Here is a 22,594-nt window from a genome sequence, read left to right on the forward strand (position 1 = left end):
ATGATTTCAGTAAATGATTTTAAAACAGGTTTAACAATTTTAGTAGATGGTGTTCTTTACCGTGTTCTTGATTTCCAACACGTAAAGCCTGGTAAAGGGGCAGCGTTTGTTCGTTCAAAACTTAGAAACTTACGTAACGGCTCTGTGAACGAAAAAACATTCCGTGCTGGTGAAAAAGTAGAAAAAGCACAAATTGATAACAAAAAAATGCAATATCTTTATGCAAGTGGAGATCAACATGTATTCATGGATACAGATTCATACGAGCAATTAGAGCTTAATGAAAACCAAATCGAATATGAACTAAAATTCCTACGTGAAAACATGGAATTACAAGTAATCCAATACCAAGGAGAAACACTTGGAGTAGAGTTACCAAAATCAGTAACACTAGAAGTTATTGAAACAGAACCAGGGATCAAAGGCGATACTTCTGGTGGTGGATCTAAAACTGCTAAATTAGAAACTGGTTTAGTTGTAACAGTACCTCTATTTATTAATGTTGGTGACAAGCTAATTATTAATACAGATGAAGGTTCATACGTTTCAAGAGCTTAAGAGACTTTTTAAAGACATCAAGAGGGAAACCTCTTGATGTCTTTTTTTTTGGGCATGCAAGGAAAAATCGAAAATGGCACAGTAGCATCCTGCAAACCTGAATCACTAGAGTAATCATCAACCAGAACAAATTAGTTGAAACTCACTAAACACTCCCTTGAAGGATATAGGTCAGTCAATATTTCTAGTGAAAATAGCCACTCAATTACTCGTAAATTTCAAACCGTATGTTCATATTCTCCACCTGTCCAACATATAGTACGTAATAGGGAAGGGGGAGGCATTGTGGAACTTCACGATGTACTTCGAGTTGCGGGTATAGGCTTATTGATAGCAATTCTTCACTTGTTTTTTGAATCGACTGGAAAAAAAGAGTTTGCATTCTTCTTGTTTTTTGTGGGGTATATTTACATGACTATTGAGTTACTACGTTTGCTGCGGCTGTTCTTTTATGAAATTTCCTCATTTTTAGAATGGCTTGTTATGACGAGTTAACAAATGATTGTCTATATTACTATCATTGTTGCATTTTGCTTGTTGCAGTTAGTTAAAGAAACCTACCCCAAATTTCATTCCCTAATTTATACTATTTATATTTTTCTTTTTTTAACCTACCTCTCCACTTCGGTCATTATTCCTTTTATAAACCAGTATATTTCAAACGTACCGGCCGCAATTCTGCCTATTGTGAAATTGCTATTATTTTCAGTAATCCTTTTATTTATCTCACAAATAATAGAAGAGTTACTGGAAGACTATGAATATACTAGTTTAGCCTCACTAATTACAATTACGACCAAGGCAATATTACTTGTTGTATGGATTCAGCATATGGAACCATTCTATCAAAATTTTTTTTCATTTATGGGACTACTCTCTTGAAGGAATGAGCAGTAATGGAAGAATTAATTGCAACAATCTTGCAACCCGCGAAAGAAGTACTGCAAACGTTTGTTTATATTCTCCTGTTCGGTTTTGTATTTATGTGTTTAGAATGGCTTATTCCCAGTAGCAAGCGATTATTTAAGTTATTGTTTATTCTTATTATTTGTTTTTATTGCTTAGAGCCAGCTTTTCGCTCTGTAAAGATGATTCAAGTAGTAACAGGTGAACTCGTTAATGTGTTTATAGGAGTCTATCCAGTATTAACTGCTGGAATAGCACTTTCGGGTGGCGCTTTTCTTATAACTTTATGGAATCCAGTTGTAATGCTCTTCGCCTCTTTTACTAGTATTGTGGCAGACAAGATTATGATTCCAGCCTTATTGTCAGCCTTTATATTCGATCTTATGACTAGAATTCAACCTTCTATATCTTTTTCTCGAATGTCTGACCTAATACGAATGACTTTAGTTGGGGCTACCTCTATTATTCTCGTATTATATAGTCTGTTTATAACCGTAAACGGTGTAGTAACCTGGTCAGTAAGTGGTGCTGTAAACGAAACAGTAAAGAGATTAATCTCCAATAATATTCCCTTTGTCGGTTCCTTGCTTACAGAGAGTATTAGTACGATGAAAAGCTACTCATCTACTGCTGCTGCTGTCACTGGGAATTCTGTTTTGATATCAATTCTAGTTCTAATTTCTATTCCAACTATTCAAACGATCCTGATTGCTTTTCTCTATCGATTTCTAAGTGCTATTCTTGAGCCTTTTGTAGATGGACAAATTAGTGGTCTATTAGACGATATTGGAAAAACGCTATTTGTACTTTCTATCATTTCCGTATTAATAGCCTTTGCCTTTTTCTTTACAGTGATATTAATCATGCTTTTCGCCAAATTATTGATAGGTGTGAAGGGATAATGTTTAACTTCTCTACATTACTATATGGGATTTTAATGATTGTCATAATCGGAGAGATTCTATCTATTCTAATTGATCATTTGGACAAGGAGAAGACGAGCTTTCTTATAAAACTTTCTATAATCTCATGGATTATCTCCTTTTTCTTCATATAAATAGATTGTCCTGCATAAAGTATGTTATCCAATATGAAAAGAAGGGTGAACACTATCTCATTAAAAAAAAAACCCACTTTTCGTTTTGTAATAATAAGTTTAGCGGTTTTGGTTATTAGTCTCTTATTTTCAGAGATTTTCGGACTGACGGATGATGTAAATAAAAACACTAGCCCACCAGAGGTTCACACAAAAGATGAGCTTTCCGCTATATTGGAAAAAATCCATGGGGTTGGAAAAGTATCTATTTACTTTCATTACGCAGAACGAGCTGAAAATAAAACGGAAAGTGATTTATCATTTTTCCAATGGACAAGTGACAGCAAGATGGAAAAAGAAGAACTGATTGGAATACTGGTAGTTGCGGAAGGAGCGAGCGATAAACGTATAAAAAATAATCTTATTAAAACCCTTTCATCTGTATTGCAAATATCTCCACATCGAATAGTAATAGAAGAAATGGAATTGGAGGATAAATGATATGAACATTAAAAAAAGATCCGTATGGTTTTTAACTTTACTAAGCTTAGTGGCAGTAGTGACGGTGTATTATGCAACAGAAAAGCCATCCCCTTTTGATGGAATAGCCCTATTTTCTAATGACTCAGTTGATGATGTGAAATTGGTAGAAACATCCTCAACAAATGAAGAATCGTTTGTTTCTCACAGTAATCAATATGAAGAATTACGTATGGAAGTGCAGGAAAAACGTTCACAGTTACATGAGCAATTAGAATCTAAGGTCGCTTCAAATGATTTCTCTCCTGAAGAAAAAAATGAAGCATACAACGAAATTGAACAATTAGTAAAGATAAACTCTACAGAAGCGATGTTGGAGCTAATTATAAAATCATTAGGATATGACGATGCACTTGTTCGTATTGACCAAAACAAAGTGCTGATCGATGTAGTTTCAAATGAACAATCTTCCAAAAAGGCTGATGCTATTATATACGCAGTAAAGCGAGAATACCCTCAAGCATACAATGTCGAAGTGAAATTTGACGGACTATAACAAAAGTGCCTTTAAAGGGCACTTTTTCTTTTGTTTTCAATTAGTTATAACGCGGAATTGTTGTATATGAATAGTCCTTTTTTAATGCAAAGAAATCCTAAAGCAGAGAGTAGAATTGATTTCCGCACCAGTCGGACGCTTTCCGCGGGGGGAGCGATAAGCCACCACCCATCGCTGACGCGCGTGGTTGTGATGTCTTATCTGTCTCCCTCCTCCCGCTGGAGTCGCCGTCTGGCGCTGCAATCAATAAATGGGAACAGCTTTAGCATCGATAAAGTGCTAATTAATTTACTCGCATAAACAAAGCTGAAAAAACTGTAACCAACTTAAATTTCATCATCTATTTATGTTCTAAATAGCCACTTGAATATTCTTTTTTTATGTTTACAGTCACAATAAAAAGAATTGTTAGCCAAAATCAACCATTCACTTTAACAAAGCTTATTTTGAAATAAAAAGATAAAAAAGTGGAACATTTTACTATCTTAAAGCTACTGCATAAAATACAATTATTGGATTATATAAGATTTTTATTCCCTAAAAGTTAAGAACATTTGCACGTTTCTATTTTCAATTACCTTAAAAACGACTAAAATGAATAAGGAAGTATTAAAATGCAACTAAAAGGAGATGGGATAATTGAAAATCCAAGAAATCAGAGAAATTATTAAACTGATCGATCAATCTACACTAGATGAATTTTCATACGAAACAGAGGGGACAAAAATTAAAATTAAAAGAGGGGATAAAAACTCTCATAAATCTACTGTTCAAACGATAGAAAGCTCTTCGGTAGGGGAACTTCCTAAAGTACAAGAAGTTCAGACACCAGCTGTAGAGGAATCTCCAAAAGCAGCGGCTGTAGAAAGCTCTGTAACAAAACAAGCTCCAGTTGAAGAGGAAAATAGCTCTTTACATAAAATTACTTCTCCAATGGTTGGGACATTCTATCAATCTTCATCACCAGATTCTCCTGCATACGTTGAGGTCGGCAGCAAGGTTACTGCAGATTCAATTGTTTGTATAGTAGAAGCGATGAAACTGTTCAATGAAATTGAAGCAGAAGTAGATGGAGAAATCGTTGAAATTCTTGTTAAAGACGGTCAATTAGTAGAATACGGTCAACCTCTATTCTTAGTTAAAGCTTAAAAATATGAATTAAATAAGGAAAGGGGTAAGCATCATGAAAAAAGTGTTAATTGCCAATCGTGGTGAAATAGCTGTACGTATTATTAGAGCATGCAAGGAGCTAGATATTGAAACTGTTGCTGTATATTCTGAAGCGGATCGAGAGGCTTTACATGTGCAACTGGCAGATGAAGCTTATTGTATAGGGCCTAGATTATCGAAGGATTCCTATTTAAACTTTTCAAATATTATCAGCGTTGCCAAGTTAACGGGCTGTGAAGGAATACATCCTGGTTATGGTTTTCTAGCGGAAAATGCAGAATTCGCTGAGCTATGTGAGGAATGTGATATTAAGTTTATCGGTCCTACATCTCAGGCCATCAAAAGCATGGGTATAAAGGATGTAGCAAAGGAAACTATGCAAAAGGCTGGAGTTCCTACAGTTCCTGGCTCTAAGGGTATCGTTAAAACGGAAGAGGATGCACTTAAGGTAGCAAATGAAATTGGATTTCCGGTTATCATTAAAGCAACTGCTGGCGGTGGTGGTAAAGGTATCCGAGTAGCAAAAGACGAAGCTGATTTAATCAAAGGGATAAAAGTTACCCAAAAAGAAGCTGCTGCAGCATTTGGTAATCCTGGCGTTTATCTCGAAAAATATATTGAAGTATTTCGTCATGTAGAAATTCAAGTATTAGCTGACTCTTATGGTAATGCAGTACATTTGGGTGAAAGAGACTGCTCAATCCAAAGACGTATGCAAAAGCTAGTGGAAGAAGCTCCATCACCAGCTTTATCAGAAGCTATGCGTGCCGAAATGGGCGACGCGGCAGTAAAGGCAGCATTAGCTGTTGGTTATGAAAGTGCTGGAACAGTAGAGTTTATTTTTGATCATATTAACCAAAAGTTCTACTTTATGGAGATGAATACTCGTATTCAAGTTGAGCATCCAGTGACAGAGATGATTACTGGTATTGACTTAATTAAACAAATGTTGAAAGTTGCAGCCGGAGAAAAATTGCCATTTGAGCAAAAAGATATTAAACTTAATGGATGGGCAATAGAATGTCGTATTAATGCGGAAAACCCAGATAAAAACTTCATGCCTTCTCCGGGACTTGTTGAATTCTATTTACCACCAGGCGGACTTGGAGTTCGAGTAGATTCAGCAGTATATCCTGGTTATACAATTCCTCCATTTTATGATTCTATGGTGGCTAAACTTATTACTTTTGGTGAGACAAGAGAAGAGGCGATTGCTAAGATGAAACGTGCGCTTAGTGAATTCGCCATTGAAGGTGTCGATACCACTATTGGCTTCCATGAAAAGCTCATGAATCATGAGGTATTTGTCTCTGGAGATTTCGATACTAAGTTTTTAGAGAGATACGATGTGATGAATTCATAAAAGGAGTGATCCATATGACAGAAACAACCGAACAAAAATTTGTTCAAATGACTCCTGATGGGAAAGAAAACCTAGGGACAATTGAAATTGCTCCAGAGGTTATAACGGTAATTGCTGGAATTGCTACAACTGAAGTAGAAGGTATTGCAGGTACACGCGGTAACTTTGCAGCAGGCGTAGTAGAGCGATTAGGAAAAAAAGTGCATGGTAAGGGCATTAAGACTGAAATCACAAATGACGGTCTGTATATTGATGTATATTGCCTTGTGAAATACGGTATATCCGTTCCTAATGTAGCAAGAGAAGTGCAGTCTCAAATTCGTCAGGCTATTGAAAATATGACTAGCTTAGTTCCAACCGAAGTAAACGTTCATATTACAGGCGTACAATTTGAAACGGTTGAATCATGAGAAAAGAGCTCCAATTGGGGCTCTTTTTCTTATTTTCTACTTTCTAATAAGCACTCTGCAAAAAAATATGATATTATGGGTAAGATAGCTACATTTAAAGGAGAACTAATAATGAAACGTAGACAAGCAAGAGAGCTAGCATTACAAGCACTATTTCAGCTAGACAATCATGAAATAACAATACAAGAAGCGATAGGGCATGTTACAGAAGAAAATGACCCTTTTTTAACTGATTTAGTAAAAGGGACAATTGAGCATAAAGATGAAATTGATACCTCTTTAACAGACAAGCTAGAAAACTGGTCGCTTTCCAGATTACCTAAAATAGAAAGAACAGTTCTTCGAATCGCAGTTTATGAACTACTATATGCAAACGAGGCACCGGCAAAAGTAGTTATAAATGAAGCATTGGAAATATGTAAAATTTATGGCGATGAAAAATCTAGCCGATTTGTGAATGGAGTTTTATCTAAATATACAGATCAATAAATTTCGACATTAAGGGGCGTTTATAGTGGCAGATAATCTTATTAATGGGAAAGAAATAGCTGGAAAAGTAACTGAAAAAGTGAAAGAACGTGTGGAAAATCTAAAATCAAAAGGTATTACACCAGGATTAGCGGTTGTATTAGTTGGGAGTGATCCAGCTTCTCAAACCTATGTGAATAGTAAAACACGAACGTGCGAAAGACTCGGTATGTATTCTGTTATGATAGAACTAGAAGAAAACATATCCGAAGAAGAACTATTAAGTCACGTTAACAAGCTAAACGACGATGATAAGATACACGGTATTCTAGTTCAATTACCACTACCAAAACAAATAAATGAGGATAGAGTAATTGCAGCTATATCTCCATTAAAAGATGTAGATGGTTTTCATCCAGTAAATGTTGGTAAGATGCTCATTGGCCAGCCTACTTTCTTATCCTGTACGCCCTTTGGTGTAATGAAACTTTTAGAATATAGCGATATAGCATTAGAAGGGAAGCACGCTGTAGTTATTGGGAGAAGTAATATCGTTGGAAAACCAATGGGTCAGCTCCTTTTACAAAAGAACGCTACAGTAACCTACTGCCACTCGAAAACAAAAGACTTACATAGCTTTACAAAACAAGCAGATATTTTAGTAGTAGCAACTGGTCAGCCGAAAATGATCAATGCTAGTCACTTAAAAGAAGGTGCGGTTGTAATAGATGTTGGGATTCACCGTGATGAAGACAATAAACTGTGTGGCGACGTAGATTTTGCTTCTGCTAAAGAAATTGCTTCTAAAATCACCCCTGTTCCTGGTGGTGTAGGTCCAATGACTATTGCAATGTTAATGGAAAATACATGCCTTGCAGCAGAGAATACACTAGATAAATAAGGTAAAAGCTGTTCTACAAGAGAACAGCTTTTACCTTGTCAACAGTCTTGGGAGTTGATCGGATGTCTCAAACATATTTAACTGTAAAAGCCTTAACTAAATACATAAAAAGAAAATTTGATGCGGATACTCATTTGCGAGATGTTTACGTAAAAGGAGAACTTTCAAATGTAAAGGTTCACTCTAGTGGTCACATTTATTTCACTTTAAAAGACGAATCTGCTCGTCTTACCTCAGTTATGTTTGCTATGAACGCTCGTAGCATTAAATTTAGACCTGAGAGTGGTATGAATGTGCTAGTTCGAGGGGACATTAATGTATTTGAGGCAGCAGGACAATATCAGTTATATGCCTCTTCTATACAGCCAGATGGTATTGGCGAGCTTTTTTTAGCCTTTGAACAGCTAAAGAAGAAGCTAGAACAAGAAGGACTTTTTCATCCAAATAGGAAAAAACAACTGCCTGCATTTCCTAAAAAAATTGGAGTAGTCACATCGAAGACAGGTGCAGCGATTCGAGATATTTTGACTACGCTCGAAAGACGTTACCCAATTAGTGAGGTTATTGTTTTCCCTAGTATCGTCCAAGGCCCTCAAGCAGCCCCTTCTATAGTAAAATCCATTAAACAAGCTAATACCCTAGGAAGTATTGATGTATTAATCGTTGGTAGAGGTGGAGGATCGATAGAGGACTTATGGGCATTTAACGAGGAAATTGTTGCTCGGGCAATAGCAGAAAGCAGTGTTCCTATCATTAGTGCAGTGGGACATGAAACAGATACAACTATTGCTGACTTTGTATCTGATTTAAGGGCACCAACACCGACAGCAGCTGCAGAAATGGCTGTCCCAAGCAAAGAAAATCTTATGAAGAACATTCTATCTTACCAGTCTGCAAGTCTTCACTTTATTACTAAAAGACTGACGGATGAAAAAAACAGATACCAAAGAGCAATCACCTCACCAGTCATGGCAACTCCTGAAAAATTATATCGTCCCTTTATAGAGAGGTATATTCGAACGGAACAGCAGCTGCATCGAGAGGTTAATCGATTATTTGGTGACAAAGTGCGCAACTTTTCTCAGTTAGATAATCGATTCAAACAGCTTTCACCACAAAGGTTGATCACATTACAATCTAAACAATTGGAAACAAGTACAAATCAACTGAACCAAGCGATGATTGCTGTTTTCGAAAAAAATCGTCAACAATTTACTGGGTCATTAAGAACCTTAGAGGCTCTAAATCCTCTAAAAATTATGGACCGTGGCTATAGTATTACTTATAAGGATGGCCAATTAATCAAGTCGATAAATGAAGTTCAAAAAGGTGATACAATTGCTGTCACATTACCTGATGGTCAAATAGATGCTATAGTTCAACAAGCAGTGAGTAAAGAGGGGGTAAAATAGCATGGCAAAAAAAGAGATTCCATTTGATGAAGCAATGCTCCAATTAGAACAAATTGTTCGTCAGCTAGAGCAAGGGGATGTCCCGCTTGAAAATGCAATCGAGCTCTACCAAAAAGGGATGGAGCTATCTAAACTTTGCAGTGATAAATTACAAAGCGCTGAAAAACAGTTAGTTTCCTTTATGGGGGAAAATAAAGAAGAGGTAGGGCAAAATGATGAGTAACTTACAAACATTTATTGAAACCAACCTTCCACCTATAGAACTCCAGCTTGAGTCAATTATAAATGAAATTAAAGCTCCACCTGAATTAAAAGAAGCTATGCTTTACTCTCTTAAAGCAGGCGGTAAGAGAATTAGACCGTTATACACGCTTGCAGTGTTGCAAGAACTTGGAGTGGAAAATGTAGAAGCTATAAAAGTTGCCAGTACTATAGAAATGATTCATACCTATTCTTTAATACATGATGACTTACCTAGCATGGACAACGATGATTTACGCAGAGGTAAGCCTACGAACCATAAGGTTTTTGGCGAAGCTTTAGCAATTCTTGCAGGGGATGCCTTAGTAACACTAGCATTCGGTATTATAGCTAGACTCAAAGACTTGGAGCCGAGCCAAAAAGTTCGCTTGATTGATCAATTAAGTATGGCATCAGGAGCGGAAGGTATGGTAGGCGGACAAGTTTTAGATATGCTTGGAGAAGGTAAGATACTTTCTTTAGAAGAGTTGGAAGAGGTACATCTGAACAAAACTGGAGCATTATTATCTTATAGTATTTTAGCGGGCGGAATAATTGCCAATGCAAACGAAGATATTATGAAAGCACTCCATCAATATTCCATCCATATTGGACTAGCTTTTCAAATCCAAGATGATATTCTAGACGTTGAGGGTACTTCTGAGCAATTAGGTAAAACTGCTGGAAAAGATATTTTAAGTGAAAAAAATACGTATCCGTCTATTTTAACTTTGGCTGGTGCTAAGAAACAATTACAGAAGCAATATAACTTGGCCATTGAGGCGTTACATCCTGTAACACTAAACAAGGGACTTTTAGTAGAATTAGCCGACTACATAACAAAAAGATCAAAATAAATAGCGTATAATTTTGTTTTATAAGCAAATATTGATATGATTATACCTAGCTTTATTAAAGGAAATCTAAAAGAAGGTGAGTGATGGCAATGGATTTAACTTCAATTTCTAGTCCATCCTTTTTAAAACGTTTAGACAATGAACAATTAAAGGACTTAAGTGAAGATATTCGATCGTTTTTAATAGAAAAGTTATCAGTTACAGGTGGACATATTGGACCTAACCTAGGTGTAGTTGAATTAACTGTGGCACTGCATAAAGCGTTTAATAGTCCAGACGATAAATTTCTTTGGGATGTTGGACACCAGGCATACGTTCACAAAATCTTAACTGGCCGTGCAGATCAATTCGATACGCTACGCCAATTTAAAGGCCTATGTGGATTTCCTAAAATGATCGAAAGCGAGCACGATGTATGGGAGGCAGGGCATAGCTCTACTTCACTTTCTGCCGCCATGGGAATGGCAAAAGCTCGTGATATTCAAAAGAAGAAAAATTTTGTGATTCCTATTATTGGTGATGGGGCTCTCACAGGTGGTATGGCTCTTGAAGCATTGAATCATATCGGTCATGAAAAAACAGACATGATTGTCATTCTAAACGATAATGAGATGTCGATTGCTCCAAACGTAGGAGCATTGCATAATGTATTGGGTAAATTACGTACTCATGGAACGTATAACAAGGCTAAGGATGAAATTGAATCCTTGCTGAAAAAAATTCCAGCAGTTGGCGGTAAACTGGCAGGCACTGCAGAACGCTTAAAAGATTCGTTAAAGTATCTACTAGTTTCTGGAGCATTTTTTGAAGAACTAGGCTTCACGTACCTTGGACCAATTGATGGACATAGCTTTGAAGACCTAGAAGAAAATTTGAAAAACGCGAAAAAAATGAAGGGCCCAGTCCTTATTCATGTAATTACGAAAAAAGGAAAAGGCTTTAAACCGGCTGAACAAGATAAAATAGGTACTTGGCATGGAACAGGTCCTTATAAAATGGAGACAGGTGACTTTGTGAAATCTGCTTCTAAAGCACCTTCTTGGAGTGCACTAGTAGCAGAAACTGCAAGAAGATTAGCTCGTGAAGATAGTCGTATTGTCGCGATTACTCCAGCTATGCCGGTTGGTTCTAAATTGGAAGGGTTTGCATCAGAATTCCCGGATCGAATGTTCGATGTGGGGATAGCAGAGCAGCACGCCACTACAATGGCAGCAGGAATGGCTGCTGAAGGGATGAAACCGTTATTAGTCATCTATTCTACATTCCTTCAACGAGCATATGATCAAGTTTTACACGACATTTGCCGTCAAAAGTTAAATGTAGTAATTGGTATTGACCGTTCTGGCCTCGTAGGTGCAGATGGAGAAACACATCAAGGAGTATTTGACATTTCCTTCCTTCGACATATGCCTAATATGGTGATCATGATGCCAAAGGATGAAAATGAAGGACAACATATGGTAAAAACTGCTTTTGACTATTCTGATGGCCCAATTGCCCTTCGCTACCCTCGTGGTAACGGACTTGGCGTCCCAATGGACGAAGAGCTAACTCCTATTCCAATCGGGTCTTGGGAAGTACTAAAAGAAGGTAGTCAAGCTGTGATTCTAACATTTGGAACTACTATTCCAATGGCATTAAAGGCAGCGGACGAGCTAAGTAAATTAAATATCTCTGTAGAAGTAGTAAATGCTCGTTTTATCAAACCACTTGATGAAGCAATGCTTAAAGATATTCACTCTCGTAATATGCCTATTATTACAGTTGAAGAAAGCGCCTTACAAGGTGGATTTGGAAGTGCTGTATTGGAATATTATAACGAGCAAAATTTACAAGCTAATGTTAAAAGAATTGGTATTCCTGATATGTTTATTGAACATGGAGATGTTAATCAATTACTCGAAGAAATTAATATTACAAGCGATAGCATAGTCGATTTAGTAAAATCTACTTTAAAAGAAAGCCCAAGGTATATCTCCTCATGAGTAAGATACCAAAAGAGAGAGTAGATATACTCTTAGTAGAACAAGGGTTGTTTGAAACGAGAGAAAAAGCTAAACGTGCTATTATGGCTGGGCTTATCTACAAGAATGAAGAAAGAATAGATAAGCCGGGAGAAAAAATAGAGGTCTCTTCTGTATTAACGGTGAAGGGACAGGTTTTAAAATATGTCAGCCGTGGTGGTTTAAAGCTAGAAAAAGCAATAGAACAGTTTGATCTAGTGATTAAGGATAAAATTATGTTAGACATTGGTTCATCGACTGGAGGATTCACAGACTGTGGACTTCAAAATGGAGTGACACATGCTTACGCATTAGATGTCGGTAGTAACCAATTGGCTTGGAAAATCAGGCAGGATCCACGTGTAACGGTAATGGAAAAAACAAATTTCCGTTATTCTACGCCTGCTGATTTCCAAGAAGGCTTACCGTCGTTTGCATCTATCGATGTTTCTTTTATATCCCTTAAGCTTATCTTCCCAACTTTAAAGACAATCATAGTTCCAAACGGAGATGTGATTGCTTTAGTTAAGCCTCAGTTTGAAGCTGGAAAAGATCGAGTTGGTAAAAAGGGCGTAGTGAGAGATAAGGCAGTGCATATAGATGTGCTCAACGATATAGCAAATTTTGCCGAAAGCCAAGGCTTCCAATTAAAAAATGTTTCTTATTCACCTATTACTGGCGGTGAAGGTAATATAGAATTTCTATTCCATTTAGTTAGTGTAAATCCTGAAGAAGTTCTCCCTCATACGTTCGACTTTGAAAAACTTGTCAATGAGGCACATAATTTATTAAAATAATTCGCGACTCCCCAAGAGTCGCGTTTTTTCTTGTTACTTTTGCAATGTAATGCTAAGGTATAATTAAAACAGTATATTTATACAGCAAGGAGCTCATTATGAATAAAGGACAACGGCATATTCGTATTAGGGATATAATAGCGAATTTTGAAATTGAAACACAGGATGATTTAGTCGATCATTTAAAAAATGCTGGGGTTAACGTTACTCAGGCTACGGTATCCAGAGATATTAAGGAACTACATTTAGTAAAGGTGCCCTTACCAAATGGCAACTATAAGTACAGTTTGCCTGCAGACCAACGATTTAATCCTATGCAAAAGCTGCATAGAGCATTAACAGATGCCTTTGTTAGTATCGATGGAGCAAGTCATTTTTTAGTTATGAAAACTTTACCAGGTAATGCTCATGCTATTGGCTCGCTGATCGATTATTTGGACTGGGAAGAGATATTGGGGACTATTTGTGGTGACGACACATGCTTAATCATTTGTAGAACAGAAGATGATAGTCAAACTTTAAAAAGTCGATTACTGGAAATGCTGTAATATCCAATGGCTTCATATGTAATTCTGTAATTTCGGTTATTTTGTCAAAAATGAACAACTCTCAAAAGTATAATCATTGATCAGCATGGACGCTTTCCGTGGCGTAAGAAGGCTTAAGGGAGTAGGAGTGATGTCTTACCTCGTCATGGATTGCGGTCTGCGTGCTATCATCTTAACGGGTGTTCAACTAAATATGTATACAAATAAAGTGAATTACCTTCAACGATACAGATTTTCTAAACAGAGGTGATATTTTGTTAAAAGAACTTTCCATTAAAAACTTTGCTATTATAGACGAGCTATCAGTTGGTTTCGACGAAGGACTAACTGTATTAACTGGTGAAACTGGTGCTGGTAAATCCATTATTATAGATGCAGTTCATTTACTCTGTGGAGGTAGAGGCTCACAGGAATTTATTCGACATGGAGCACGAAAAGCTGAACTGGAAGGATTATTCATCATAACAGATCCACAACATAGTGTTTTTAAGAAAATGTTTGACGTTGGTATAGATGTCGACGACGAAACTATTATTCTCCGAAGAGATTTAAATGATTCTGGAAAAAGTGTCTGTAGAGTTAATGGAAAATTAGTTACTATAGGCATTTTAAGAGAGATTGGTGCTAGTTTAATAGATATTCATGGCCAACATGAAAGCCAAGAACTTATGGATGACAAAGCACATATTCATTTACTAGACCAATTTGCTGGAGAAGACTTAAAGGTAGTAAAAGAAAATTATAAAGAATTGTTCCATACATATAAAAAATGGAAAAAAGAACTTGCGACACTGACGGAAAACGAACAACAAATAGCGCATAAAATAGATTTGTACACTTTTCAAGTAGAGGAAATAGAGGAAGCACAGTTGAAAAGTGGAGAAGAAGAATTACTCCAAAATGAAAAAAAGAAATTATTAAATTTTCATAAGGTGTTCGACAAGATGAGTAATTCCTATGAAGCTATTTTAGGAGAATCTAAAGGATTAGATTATATAGGAACTGCAATGTCTGATTTAATGGATATTTCCGATGTTGATGATAATATGAAGGAGTTAAGTGAAAGCGTATCTTCTGCTTTTTATATATTACAGGATGCCGCCCACCAGCTTAAAAATGAGCTGGACGAGATGGAATATGATAGCAATCAGTTGCTTGAGGTGGAAGAGAGACTTGCAACTATTCAAACGTTAAAAAGAAAATATGGCTCATCCATTGAAGAAATTTTAGAATACAAAGATCAAATTCAGCATAGCCTAAGCCAATTAGTCAATAGAGATGAACAGATTCAAAAAATGGGTGAAAAAATCAAGCAAATTGAAATTGATCTTCAGTTGGAAGCAAATGAATTGACCGTAAAACGTAAAATTGCTGCTGAAAAGTTAAGTAAAGCAATTATGGAGCAGCTTAAAGAGTTATATATGGAAAAAGCTACTTTTTCGGTTATGTTTCATGAACAGTCTAACCAAACGTATAATGAAGATGGCTTAGATGACTTGTCATTTTACATTTCTACAAATGTGGGAGAGCCATTAAAAGCATTAACGAAAATAGCGTCCGGAGGAGAACTTTCTCGTATGATGTTGGCCCTAAAAAGCATTTTTTCAAAACACCAAGGGATTACTTCCATCATTTTCGATGAAGTAGACACCGGAGTTAGCGGACGTGTTGCTCAGGCCATAGCGGAGAAAATAGCTGGCATTGCTACGAATTCTCAGGTTCTGTGCATTTCTCATCTTTCTCAGGTTGCAGCAATGGCAGATCAGCATTTGTTAATCCGAAAAGAAGTGACTGGAAATAGAACGTATACATTATTGGAGGAAATTACAGACAATAAACGAGCTGAGGAATTGAGCCGAATGATGTCAGGTACCGAAATAACTACGACTACTTTAAAACACTCCAAAGAATTATTAAAAATTGCAAATGAACGTAAAAAAATATTAAGAAACTCGTGAAGACCTGTAACTTTTGGGTCTTCTTTTTTTATCAATTATTTACCTCACATAGAGTTCACAGCAAAGGACATAGTAAGATGTATGGGAGGTGAAATATGAAAAAAAGCTATCGAATTTGGTCGCTTTTGCCAATACTTTTCTTTACTTTGTTCTTTCTAAGCACCACTGCATTCGCTTCAAAAATAACAGTTGTTCCACTTGGGCAATCTATTCAGATCGACCTCCAGTATGGATCTGTGTTTCTTAATCACGATGTGTTATTAGAGGATGACTATTGGCTAAAATCTGGTGATGCAATTCATCAAATAAATGACCAAACGGTATCTAACATTGATGATTTAAAAAGACAATTAAAAAATAAGAAACAAATTATTATCCAGTATGAGCGAGATAAAAAAATGTATACGAAAGATATCACACCAGATCAAATGATGAAATTATTCCCTTTCTTGCGTGATGCAACTGAAGGGATAGGAACGCTCACTTATTATGACCCAGAAACAAATGAATTTGGTGCACTTGGGCATCAAATAGTAGACCATTCTTCTGGAATTACTCCAAAATTCTCAGAAGGCTCCATTTATTTGTCTTCCATTCAACAAATTAAAAAAAGTATTCCAGGAAAACCTGGATATAAGATTACTTCGCATGAAAACAATACTCCACCTATAGGAGGAGTAAATGAAAATAATGTTTATGGGGTTTTTGGCAAGTTAGAAAACAAAGCATTAGCAAATATACCGATGCAACAAATGTCAGTTGCAGAAAAAGAAGAAATAACGACAGGTAAAGCAATTATGCGAACATCAATCGATGGTGAGAAAGTGCAGGACTTTACGATAAATATCTCCTCTGTGGAAGGACATCTATTTCAGTTTACGGTAACTGATTCCCAGCTCATTAAAAGGACTGGTGGTATTCTTCAAGGTATGAGTGGAAGTCCAATTCTTCAAGCTGACAAAATAATTGGGGTTGTTACTCATATGTACGTGGATAAACCAAAAAACGGGGCTGCTTTAGCAATAACAGAGATGATGAAGAAAAATCCATGATTTATGAAGGCTACATCCATTTGGGTGTAGCCTTTTGTAATTGTTTAGGAAATTATAAAATAAATTCTGAACCTGTGGATTTAAAAGACATAGGCGCTTGCGCTTTTCTATTTTGTCTAGCTCCAGCGCCTTGCCCCTCGAGGTCAAATGTTTAAAAGCTGCTCCTGCACAAGCTCGTCGCAAACAAGAACGTTTGCGGTGGCAGAGGAACTGCCTCCTCATTTCCCCATTAGCCTGTCGGGGCAGGAATAGGCGCTTGCGCTTTTCTATTTTGTCTAGCTCCAGCGCCTTGCCCCTCGGGGTCAAATGTTTAAAAGCTGCTCCTGCGCAAGCTCGTCGCAAACAAGAACGTTTGCGGTGGCTGAGGAACTGCCTCCTCGCATTTCCCCATTTGCCTGTCGGGGCAGACATAGGCGCTTGCGCTTTTCTTGTATAAAAGCTTAAAATGTAAATAACTATAATTCGACAAATGAGAAGAAAAGATTTACAATTTGTCATAATACCTCGGAATCGTAATAGGAAAGAATCATTTTGAAAATTAATAAAGGAAGTAGGGAAAAATTAGCGAATAGTAATTATGTAAAAACTTACAAAAGGTGGATGAATTTTAATGGAGAAAATAAAAGTAGCAATAGTCGATGATAACAAAGATTTAATACGGACAATGGATTCATATTTTGAACAACACCCTGAAATTGAGGTTATTGGTACCGCGTATAATGGGAAATTATGTTTGGAAATGTTAGAAAATATTAAACCAGACGTTTTATTGTTAGATATAATCATGCCACACCTTGATGGAATTGCTGTATTAGACTCACTCCCAAAAAATGACAAGCTAAAGGGATTACAGGTTATTATGTTAACTGCTTTTGGCCAGGAAGATGTGATGAAACAAGCAGTGGATTTAGGTGCCTCTTATTTTATGCTAAAGCCTTTTGAATTTGACCGTCTTGTTACACAGATTATTCAGGTCGCTGGAAGACAGGGATCCATGCAGGAAGCACCAGTTAAGTCAAACCCAGAAAAAGAAGCTTTACAAAACAAGCGGATGATTGATAATACCATTACAAATGTTATTAAAGAAATGGGTGTTCCCGCGCATATTAAAGGATATTCCTATCTTAGAGAAGCAATTCAAATGGTGTATTCAGACATTGAGCTGCTTGGATCAATTACAAAAGTTTTATATCCTGAAATAGCAAAGAAATTCCAAACAACACCTTCCCGTGTAGAACGCGCTATTCGTCATGCCATTGAAGTAGCATGGAACCGAGGGAACTATGAAACTATTTCTAAAATGTTTGGATATACCGTCCATCACTTAAAATCTAAACCTACTAATAGTGAATTCATCGCGATGATTGCAGATAAAATTCGCATGGAGAACATGGCTAGCTGAAAGGGTTAGGAATCGCGGTTTGACGGGGTGTACAAACCAACCAACTTCTGAAATTTTAACTTGATCTCTACTTCAAAGCCTATAAACTAATATCAACAAAGCCAACGAATTATTTGATTCGCTGGTTTTTTTGTGTTTTAAAAAAAGGATGAAAAATATGAAGATCACAGAATTAGAATTTTATTTGGAAGATTTTCTTACGTATTGTCAAGTTAAGAACTTATCTAAAAAAACACTTTCATCTTATGAACTTCTTATTTGATTATCCCGAAAAGGTGAAGTTTAGAATCATACCTCTGATAATACTTTCCATTTCATAAAAACACCACAAAGGTAAGATCCCTTGCAGTGTCAATCTATCATTTGAAAGAGAATGGTGGAAATCCACACTCTTTTAATATTTCATTGTAATCACCAAATTCATCTAGATCAGCATATTCATCTAGGACTTTTCTAAGTTCCACAAAAAGTTCCTTATCAACTTCAACAAATGAATCCTCAAATCGTTTTTTAATATCCAACTTTATTAAATACCTTATCAGGTTCTCATATAGTAACGGATAATCCTTTTTAATACTTTCTCCATTTTCTAAGAATGATTTAATGTAATCCTCGAAAAGATAAACTTTATAGCAATCAGTATATTCATATTTTTCTCTTTCTTTAAGTGGTGAAAAAACAGAGGCCGATCCCATCCACGTCTCTCCGAGACCAGACATAAAGATAAAAAGAGAACACTTACGTAATTCGGAATCAGGATGATTAAAATATTTAAAGTACTCGTCATAATAATCGCCTCTCCATTGGGCGTGCATATCAAATAAAAAGTCGCCTTCTTCAATACCTCGTAATACCTTTTTAGCTTTTTCAATTGGAGTTAGTGACATTGGGATTCTTCCTCTCATCTTCAATATTTAGGTTAATTAAAATTTATGATAACATAATCATACTTGGTGTCACCCCATTGGACTGACTTCTTATATATAACCTGTATTTTTTTGTCATCTATAGTTGAGAAGGCAGTTTTACTCGACTTATTGTCATCTCCTTTAACTTCAGTTACTCCCGAATTAATAACTTACATTGCTTTGATCACATGAGATATGCAGAGGGAAAGTTTAAAAACACAACTGCACTTTAAGATCATCTAATATCGGATACTGATTTAGTAAATAGTGCATTTATTTTATGGATATTTCCGTAGAAATAGATACTTTTTTTGGCTAAAATGAAAATAATTCATGAATGAAAATTATTGTGATAAAATGAGATTAACTAACTAATTTCCAGAAAATTCATGGTATTATCCGACTTAATCATATATATTAAATAAGTACAATGATTCGTTCTTCGAATGGTCATTAAGGCTCAGGTGGTTTTGAAAGTAAGTGTCTTTCATCTGAATTTAGATCTCTAATTTAAATGTGTCATTTCAAAATACATGAAGTAAGTAGTTAAGATAATATGGAATGGGTGAGAAACTTGATAATAGAAGATAATGATCATATAACCTTGTCTGTAAAGGATGGTAAGGTTTTTCTTTTTACCAAAAGAGAAGGGTACAGTTTGAAAAAATTTGAAGAATATCCTCGAAAAAATCCTCGGTTTAAAATTACAAGCTTTATGACATTAAAAAAAGCCCTAACGGCTAAGTCTACGGAACCAATCGAGATTGGAAATTGGATTGATTTGGTTGAGTTAGATGTTAGTTTAGACTATATGCAGGCACTTATAACCGTTAATGAATCAACAAGCTACATTGAGGAAAATATAATAGAAGTACAATCTCAAATACATATTGCATTAGAAAACAATAATATTACATATGGCAAAAAAAACATAGATATATTGTCTTTAAAACCTGGAAAACCATTCATTATTGCTCAAGGTACACCACCTCAGAAAGGTTTAGATGCACAAGTAAGCTATTTAGCGCAGGCTGAAAAAAAACCGGTTATTAATGAGGATGGTAAAGCAGATTATTTTGATATGAATTTTTTAAAAGAGATCCATGAGGGCTCATGGTTAGGAGAGAAAATACCTGCTAAAGAAGGGGTGGATGGGACGAATGTATATGGGGAAACTGTTAAAGCTGCTCCTGGAGACGACATCCCCCTTAAATATGATCCCAAGACAGCCTACGAAATAGAAGAGGGAGGAAAAATTATCCTTCGCTCGAAAACAAAAGGTGTAATTGGAGAAGTAAATGGGGTTCTCTCTGTATTAAAACATTTGGTAGTCGACGGAGATGTCGGTATAGAAACAGGAAATTTGAAATTCGATGGGTCAATTCAAGTGAAGGGTACTGTAATGGCTGGCTACTCAGTAATTGCTTCCGGAGATGTGTCTATAGAAGGGAAAGATGGAGTTAATTCAGCTGAACTGATCAAGTCTGCCGAAGGAGATGTCTTTATAAAAGGAGGTATTTTCGGACGGGGAGTAACAAAGGTGGAAGCTCATAATAATATATATCTTAAACATGCGAATGAATGTACATTAGATGCAAAGGAAAATATACATATCGGTTTCTATGCCCTTGGTGTTTCTATGTTTGCCAATGAAATTATATTGGACGAACGTAAAGGGAAGATTATTGGGGGAAAAGCTGTGGCAGTTCATTCGATTACTACTGCATATAGTAGTAATAGTATGGAAAGGAAGACAGAGTTAATTGTACAGGGGATCGATCGAAAAATTTTAACCGAAAATGCAAAGATGCTAGCAGAAAAAATAGTGCAGCATCAAGAAGAATCGACTAAATTAAATTATCAAATCAGTCAACTAGGTCAGTTTAAAGGCAAAATGACAACGCAACAAAATGGAATGTATGAGCAGGTTAAACAAAAATATAATCTGGTACAGCAAGAAATGAAAGAAGCTGATAAGGAAATCCAACGAATTTTAAAAATGCTAAGAAGTAAAGCGGAATACTTTGTGGATGTTACAAAAGAAGCTAATCCGGGTACCTATATACAAATAGGTAATAAATCTACCTTCGTAGCAAGTACTACAAAAGGAAAATTTAAGTTAGAAAATGGGGAGTTAAATGTCTAATATACCTGTATACGCTCATAGAGGTGGAGCGACAAAGTATGTAGAGAATTCTTTAAAGTCTTTTGAAGCTGCAAGTAAAATAGGTGTAGATGGTGTTGAAATGGACCTACAGCTTTCAGCAGATGGGATTGCTTTCGTGACCCATGATATAGACTTTTTTAGACTAGCTGGTATCAATAAAAGAATCACTGATATGGCAGCGGAGGAAATTCTTAAGCTAAAGCTCGGGAAAACAGTTGTGCGTAGATTTTTATATTCAAGGGTGTTGAGCTTAGATGACTTTCTCGATTTTTTTAAGCAAACAAATATGAAGCTTAACGTGGAGTTTAAGGAATCCTTTCTTGGCAAAACCGAAAAAATTGAAGAGGTTGTCTATAAGACCGAGGCTATTAAGGATGTGCATTATTCTTCCTTTGAAGAAAGCATTCTAGAAGTTATTCAAAGGATGCCGATAAAAACAAAAACAGCATTTATTGGAAAAAAGAGTTCTAGTTGGGATCAAATATTGTCCAATCAAAACTATGAGGCAATACATCTTAACAAAAAATTCTACGGGTCTGACTTGATGAACAAGATATGGGATGCCGGATTTCCTATGCGTTTTTATAACATTAAGGGTACTGAGAAATATTTGAAAAGTCCTCATGAGGCGGTTATTGGTTGGATCACGGATTATCCAAGGAAAGTAATAGAACAGCAAAATCGCGTAAAAAGATGAATAACATTACAAAAATGCGATAAATACGATGCACATTTTCACTGGAGTAAATTTATAAATCCTTTACTAAATTATAAACCTATAAACTGTAACGAGTGAGATACAACATATAAGATAGCGGGTTAATTATTGGCACCTTTTTGTTGATGTTCATCCTCATTTCTTAGCTAAAATTAGTATGGAAGCTCGTAATACTAAGCCGAATAAAGGCGCATCAATAAAATATGAGCCCTTTTAGTAAAAAAAGACACTCTCTGTTCATTTTGGACAGAAAGTGTCTTTTTTATTGTTATTTTTTATTTGATACTTCATCAATAGATAAAGACTTAATGTGGACACTGATCTGACTATTTGGGTGCGTTAATTATAAGTCAGTGTCTTTTTTCTTTTGAAATCGCGGTGCAACTTTTCCATTTTTTCTATCTCTATTGAGTAGAAATCCAGCGAAAAATCCTAAACCTAAAACTGTAAATAGTAGACCACAAATAAACTGTACTGCTAATCCACCAAGTGGAAGTATTTGTAGACCAAAAAATGTATCTCTCATCAGTTTGATTCCAAATGCTGCTAAAATTCCAGGTATTAATAATACGATTAAAGCCAATAAACGAGCCACTTTTTTCACTCCTGTTCTCTACTATTTTAATTTTACATCCAAGTTTAGGATTGTCAACGTCAGAAAGTTACGGTATGATATAGAGGAAA

Annotated in this window: 23 protein-coding genes; 21 read left to right on the top strand and 2 right to left on the bottom strand. The window is 36.0% G+C overall.

The genetic code is table 11. From position 1 onward, the window contains the following. The 19 genes from efp to spo0A all read left to right on the top strand — a co-directional run bounded on the left by efp (position 1) and on the right by spo0A (position 18,117). A complete protein-coding gene (gene efp / locus MKX96_RS09110; RefSeq protein WP_340883270.1) occupies positions 1-558 on the top strand; it encodes an elongation factor P in 558 nt (185 codons plus the stop codon). A gap of 285 nt (positions 559-843) precedes the next feature. Next, positions 844-1,053, top strand: a complete 210-nt coding sequence (locus tag MKX96_RS09115; protein ID WP_144536004.1) for a SpoIIIAC/SpoIIIAD family protein — start codon at positions 844-846, stop codon at positions 1,051-1,053. Positions 1,054-1,454: 401 nt separating this feature from the next. Beyond that, positions 1,455-2,366 (top strand): stage III sporulation protein AE, encoded by a 912-nt coding sequence (locus MKX96_RS09120; protein WP_169358131.1) that lies wholly within the window; start codon positions 1,455-1,457, stop codon positions 2,364-2,366. 200 nt (positions 2,367-2,566) lie between these two features. After that, positions 2,567-3,001 carry a hypothetical protein gene (locus MKX96_RS09125; RefSeq protein ID WP_340883271.1) on the top strand — a complete coding sequence of 145 codons (435 nt, stop codon included), beginning with the start codon at positions 2,567-2,569 and terminating at the stop codon, positions 2,999-3,001. Position 3,002: 1 nt separating this feature from the next. Continuing rightward, complete coding sequence (locus MKX96_RS09130; RefSeq protein WP_169358133.1) at positions 3,003-3,536, top strand: SpoIIIAH-like family protein; 534 nt, start codon at positions 3,003-3,005, stop codon at positions 3,534-3,536. Between the two features lie 639 nt (positions 3,537-4,175). Continuing rightward, the gene (gene accB, locus MKX96_RS09135; protein WP_340883272.1) at positions 4,176-4,685 is read left to right on the top strand and encodes an acetyl-CoA carboxylase biotin carboxyl carrier protein; all 510 of its coding nucleotides are present in this window, start codon (positions 4,176-4,178) and stop codon (positions 4,683-4,685) included. A 31-nt stretch (positions 4,686-4,716) separates the two neighbouring features. Then, on the top strand, positions 4,717-6,069 hold the full coding sequence (accC, locus tag MKX96_RS09140; protein ID WP_340885953.1) for an acetyl-CoA carboxylase biotin carboxylase subunit: 1,353 nt from the start codon (positions 4,717-4,719) through the stop codon (positions 6,067-6,069). Positions 6,070-6,083: 14 nt separating this feature from the next. After that, on the top strand, positions 6,084-6,479 hold the full coding sequence (locus tag MKX96_RS09145; RefSeq protein WP_169358135.1) for an Asp23/Gls24 family envelope stress response protein: 396 nt from the start codon (positions 6,084-6,086) through the stop codon (positions 6,477-6,479). Positions 6,480-6,590: 111 nt separating this feature from the next. After that, on the top strand, positions 6,591-6,968 hold the full coding sequence (gene nusB / locus MKX96_RS09150) for a transcription antitermination factor NusB (RefSeq protein WP_169358136.1): 378 nt from the start codon (positions 6,591-6,593) through the stop codon (positions 6,966-6,968). A 25-nt stretch (positions 6,969-6,993) separates the two neighbouring features. After that, positions 6,994-7,848: a bifunctional methylenetetrahydrofolate dehydrogenase/methenyltetrahydrofolate cyclohydrolase FolD gene (folD, locus tag MKX96_RS09155; protein WP_340883273.1), complete on the top strand. Its 855-nt coding sequence runs from the start codon at positions 6,994-6,996 to the stop codon at positions 7,846-7,848. A 62-nt stretch (positions 7,849-7,910) separates the two neighbouring features. After that, positions 7,911-9,260 (top strand): exodeoxyribonuclease VII large subunit, encoded by a 1,350-nt coding sequence (gene xseA / locus MKX96_RS09160; RefSeq protein ID WP_340883274.1) that lies wholly within the window; start codon positions 7,911-7,913, stop codon positions 9,258-9,260. Between the two features lies 1 nt (position 9,261). After that, entirely contained in the window at positions 9,262-9,483 is a 222-nt protein-coding gene (xseB, locus tag MKX96_RS09165; RefSeq protein WP_169358139.1) for an exodeoxyribonuclease VII small subunit, read from the top strand. Next, a complete protein-coding gene (locus MKX96_RS09170) occupies positions 9,473-10,357 on the top strand; it encodes a polyprenyl synthetase family protein (RefSeq protein ID WP_340883275.1) in 885 nt (294 codons plus the stop codon). Before xseB ends, MKX96_RS09170 begins: the two co-directional genes overlap by 11 nt. Before the next feature lie 89 nt (positions 10,358-10,446). After that, positions 10,447-12,342: a 1-deoxy-D-xylulose-5-phosphate synthase gene (gene dxs, locus MKX96_RS09175; protein WP_340885955.1), complete on the top strand. Its 1,896-nt coding sequence runs from the start codon at positions 10,447-10,449 to the stop codon at positions 12,340-12,342. Then, positions 12,339-13,157, top strand: a complete 819-nt coding sequence (locus MKX96_RS09180; RefSeq protein ID WP_340883276.1) for a TlyA family RNA methyltransferase — start codon at positions 12,339-12,341, stop codon at positions 13,155-13,157. Before dxs ends, MKX96_RS09180 begins: the two co-directional genes overlap by 4 nt. A gap of 98 nt (positions 13,158-13,255) precedes the next feature. Next, positions 13,256-13,705, top strand: coding sequence for a transcriptional regulator AhrC/ArgR (gene ahrC / locus MKX96_RS09185; RefSeq protein ID WP_340883277.1), 450 nt, complete (start codon positions 13,256-13,258; stop codon positions 13,703-13,705). 254 nt (positions 13,706-13,959) lie between these two features. Beyond that, complete coding sequence (gene recN / locus MKX96_RS09190) at positions 13,960-15,663, top strand: DNA repair protein RecN (RefSeq protein WP_340883278.1); 1,704 nt, start codon at positions 13,960-13,962, stop codon at positions 15,661-15,663. Positions 15,664-15,758: 95 nt separating this feature from the next. Continuing rightward, complete coding sequence (locus MKX96_RS09195; protein WP_340883279.1) at positions 15,759-16,715, top strand: SpoIVB peptidase S55 domain-containing protein; 957 nt, start codon at positions 15,759-15,761, stop codon at positions 16,713-16,715. A 610-nt stretch (positions 16,716-17,325) separates the two neighbouring features. After that, the gene (spo0A, locus tag MKX96_RS09200; protein WP_340883280.1) at positions 17,326-18,117 is read left to right on the top strand and encodes a sporulation transcription factor Spo0A; all 792 of its coding nucleotides are present in this window, start codon (positions 17,326-17,328) and stop codon (positions 18,115-18,117) included. A gap of 359 nt (positions 18,118-18,476) precedes the next feature. Here spo0A and MKX96_RS09205 read toward each other — a convergent pair whose 3' ends face one another. Further along, complete coding sequence (locus tag MKX96_RS09205) at positions 18,477-19,004, bottom strand: hypothetical protein (protein ID WP_340883281.1); 528 nt, start codon at positions 19,002-19,004, stop codon at positions 18,477-18,479. 679 nt (positions 19,005-19,683) lie between these two features. On the opposite strand from MKX96_RS09205, the gene MKX96_RS09210 reads away from it, so the two are divergent. Both MKX96_RS09210 and MKX96_RS09215 read left to right on the top strand, forming a co-directional pair. Continuing rightward, positions 19,684-21,171, top strand: a complete 1,488-nt coding sequence (locus tag MKX96_RS09210) for a DUF342 domain-containing protein (RefSeq protein WP_340883282.1) — start codon at positions 19,684-19,686, stop codon at positions 21,169-21,171. After that, a complete protein-coding gene (locus MKX96_RS09215) occupies positions 21,164-21,889 on the top strand; it encodes a glycerophosphodiester phosphodiesterase (RefSeq protein WP_340883283.1) in 726 nt (241 codons plus the stop codon). Before MKX96_RS09210 ends, MKX96_RS09215 begins: the two co-directional genes overlap by 8 nt. A gap of 364 nt (positions 21,890-22,253) precedes the next feature. Here MKX96_RS09215 and MKX96_RS09220 read toward each other — a convergent pair whose 3' ends face one another. Beyond that, entirely contained in the window at positions 22,254-22,505 is a 252-nt protein-coding gene (locus tag MKX96_RS09220; RefSeq protein ID WP_340883284.1) for a DUF2627 domain-containing protein, read from the bottom strand. Positions 22,506-22,594 lie beyond the last annotated feature (89 nt).

The sequence above is a fragment of the Psychrobacillus sp. FSL W7-1493 genome, assembly GCF_038004905.1.
Lineage (GTDB): Bacteria > Bacillota > Bacilli > Bacillales_A > Planococcaceae > Psychrobacillus.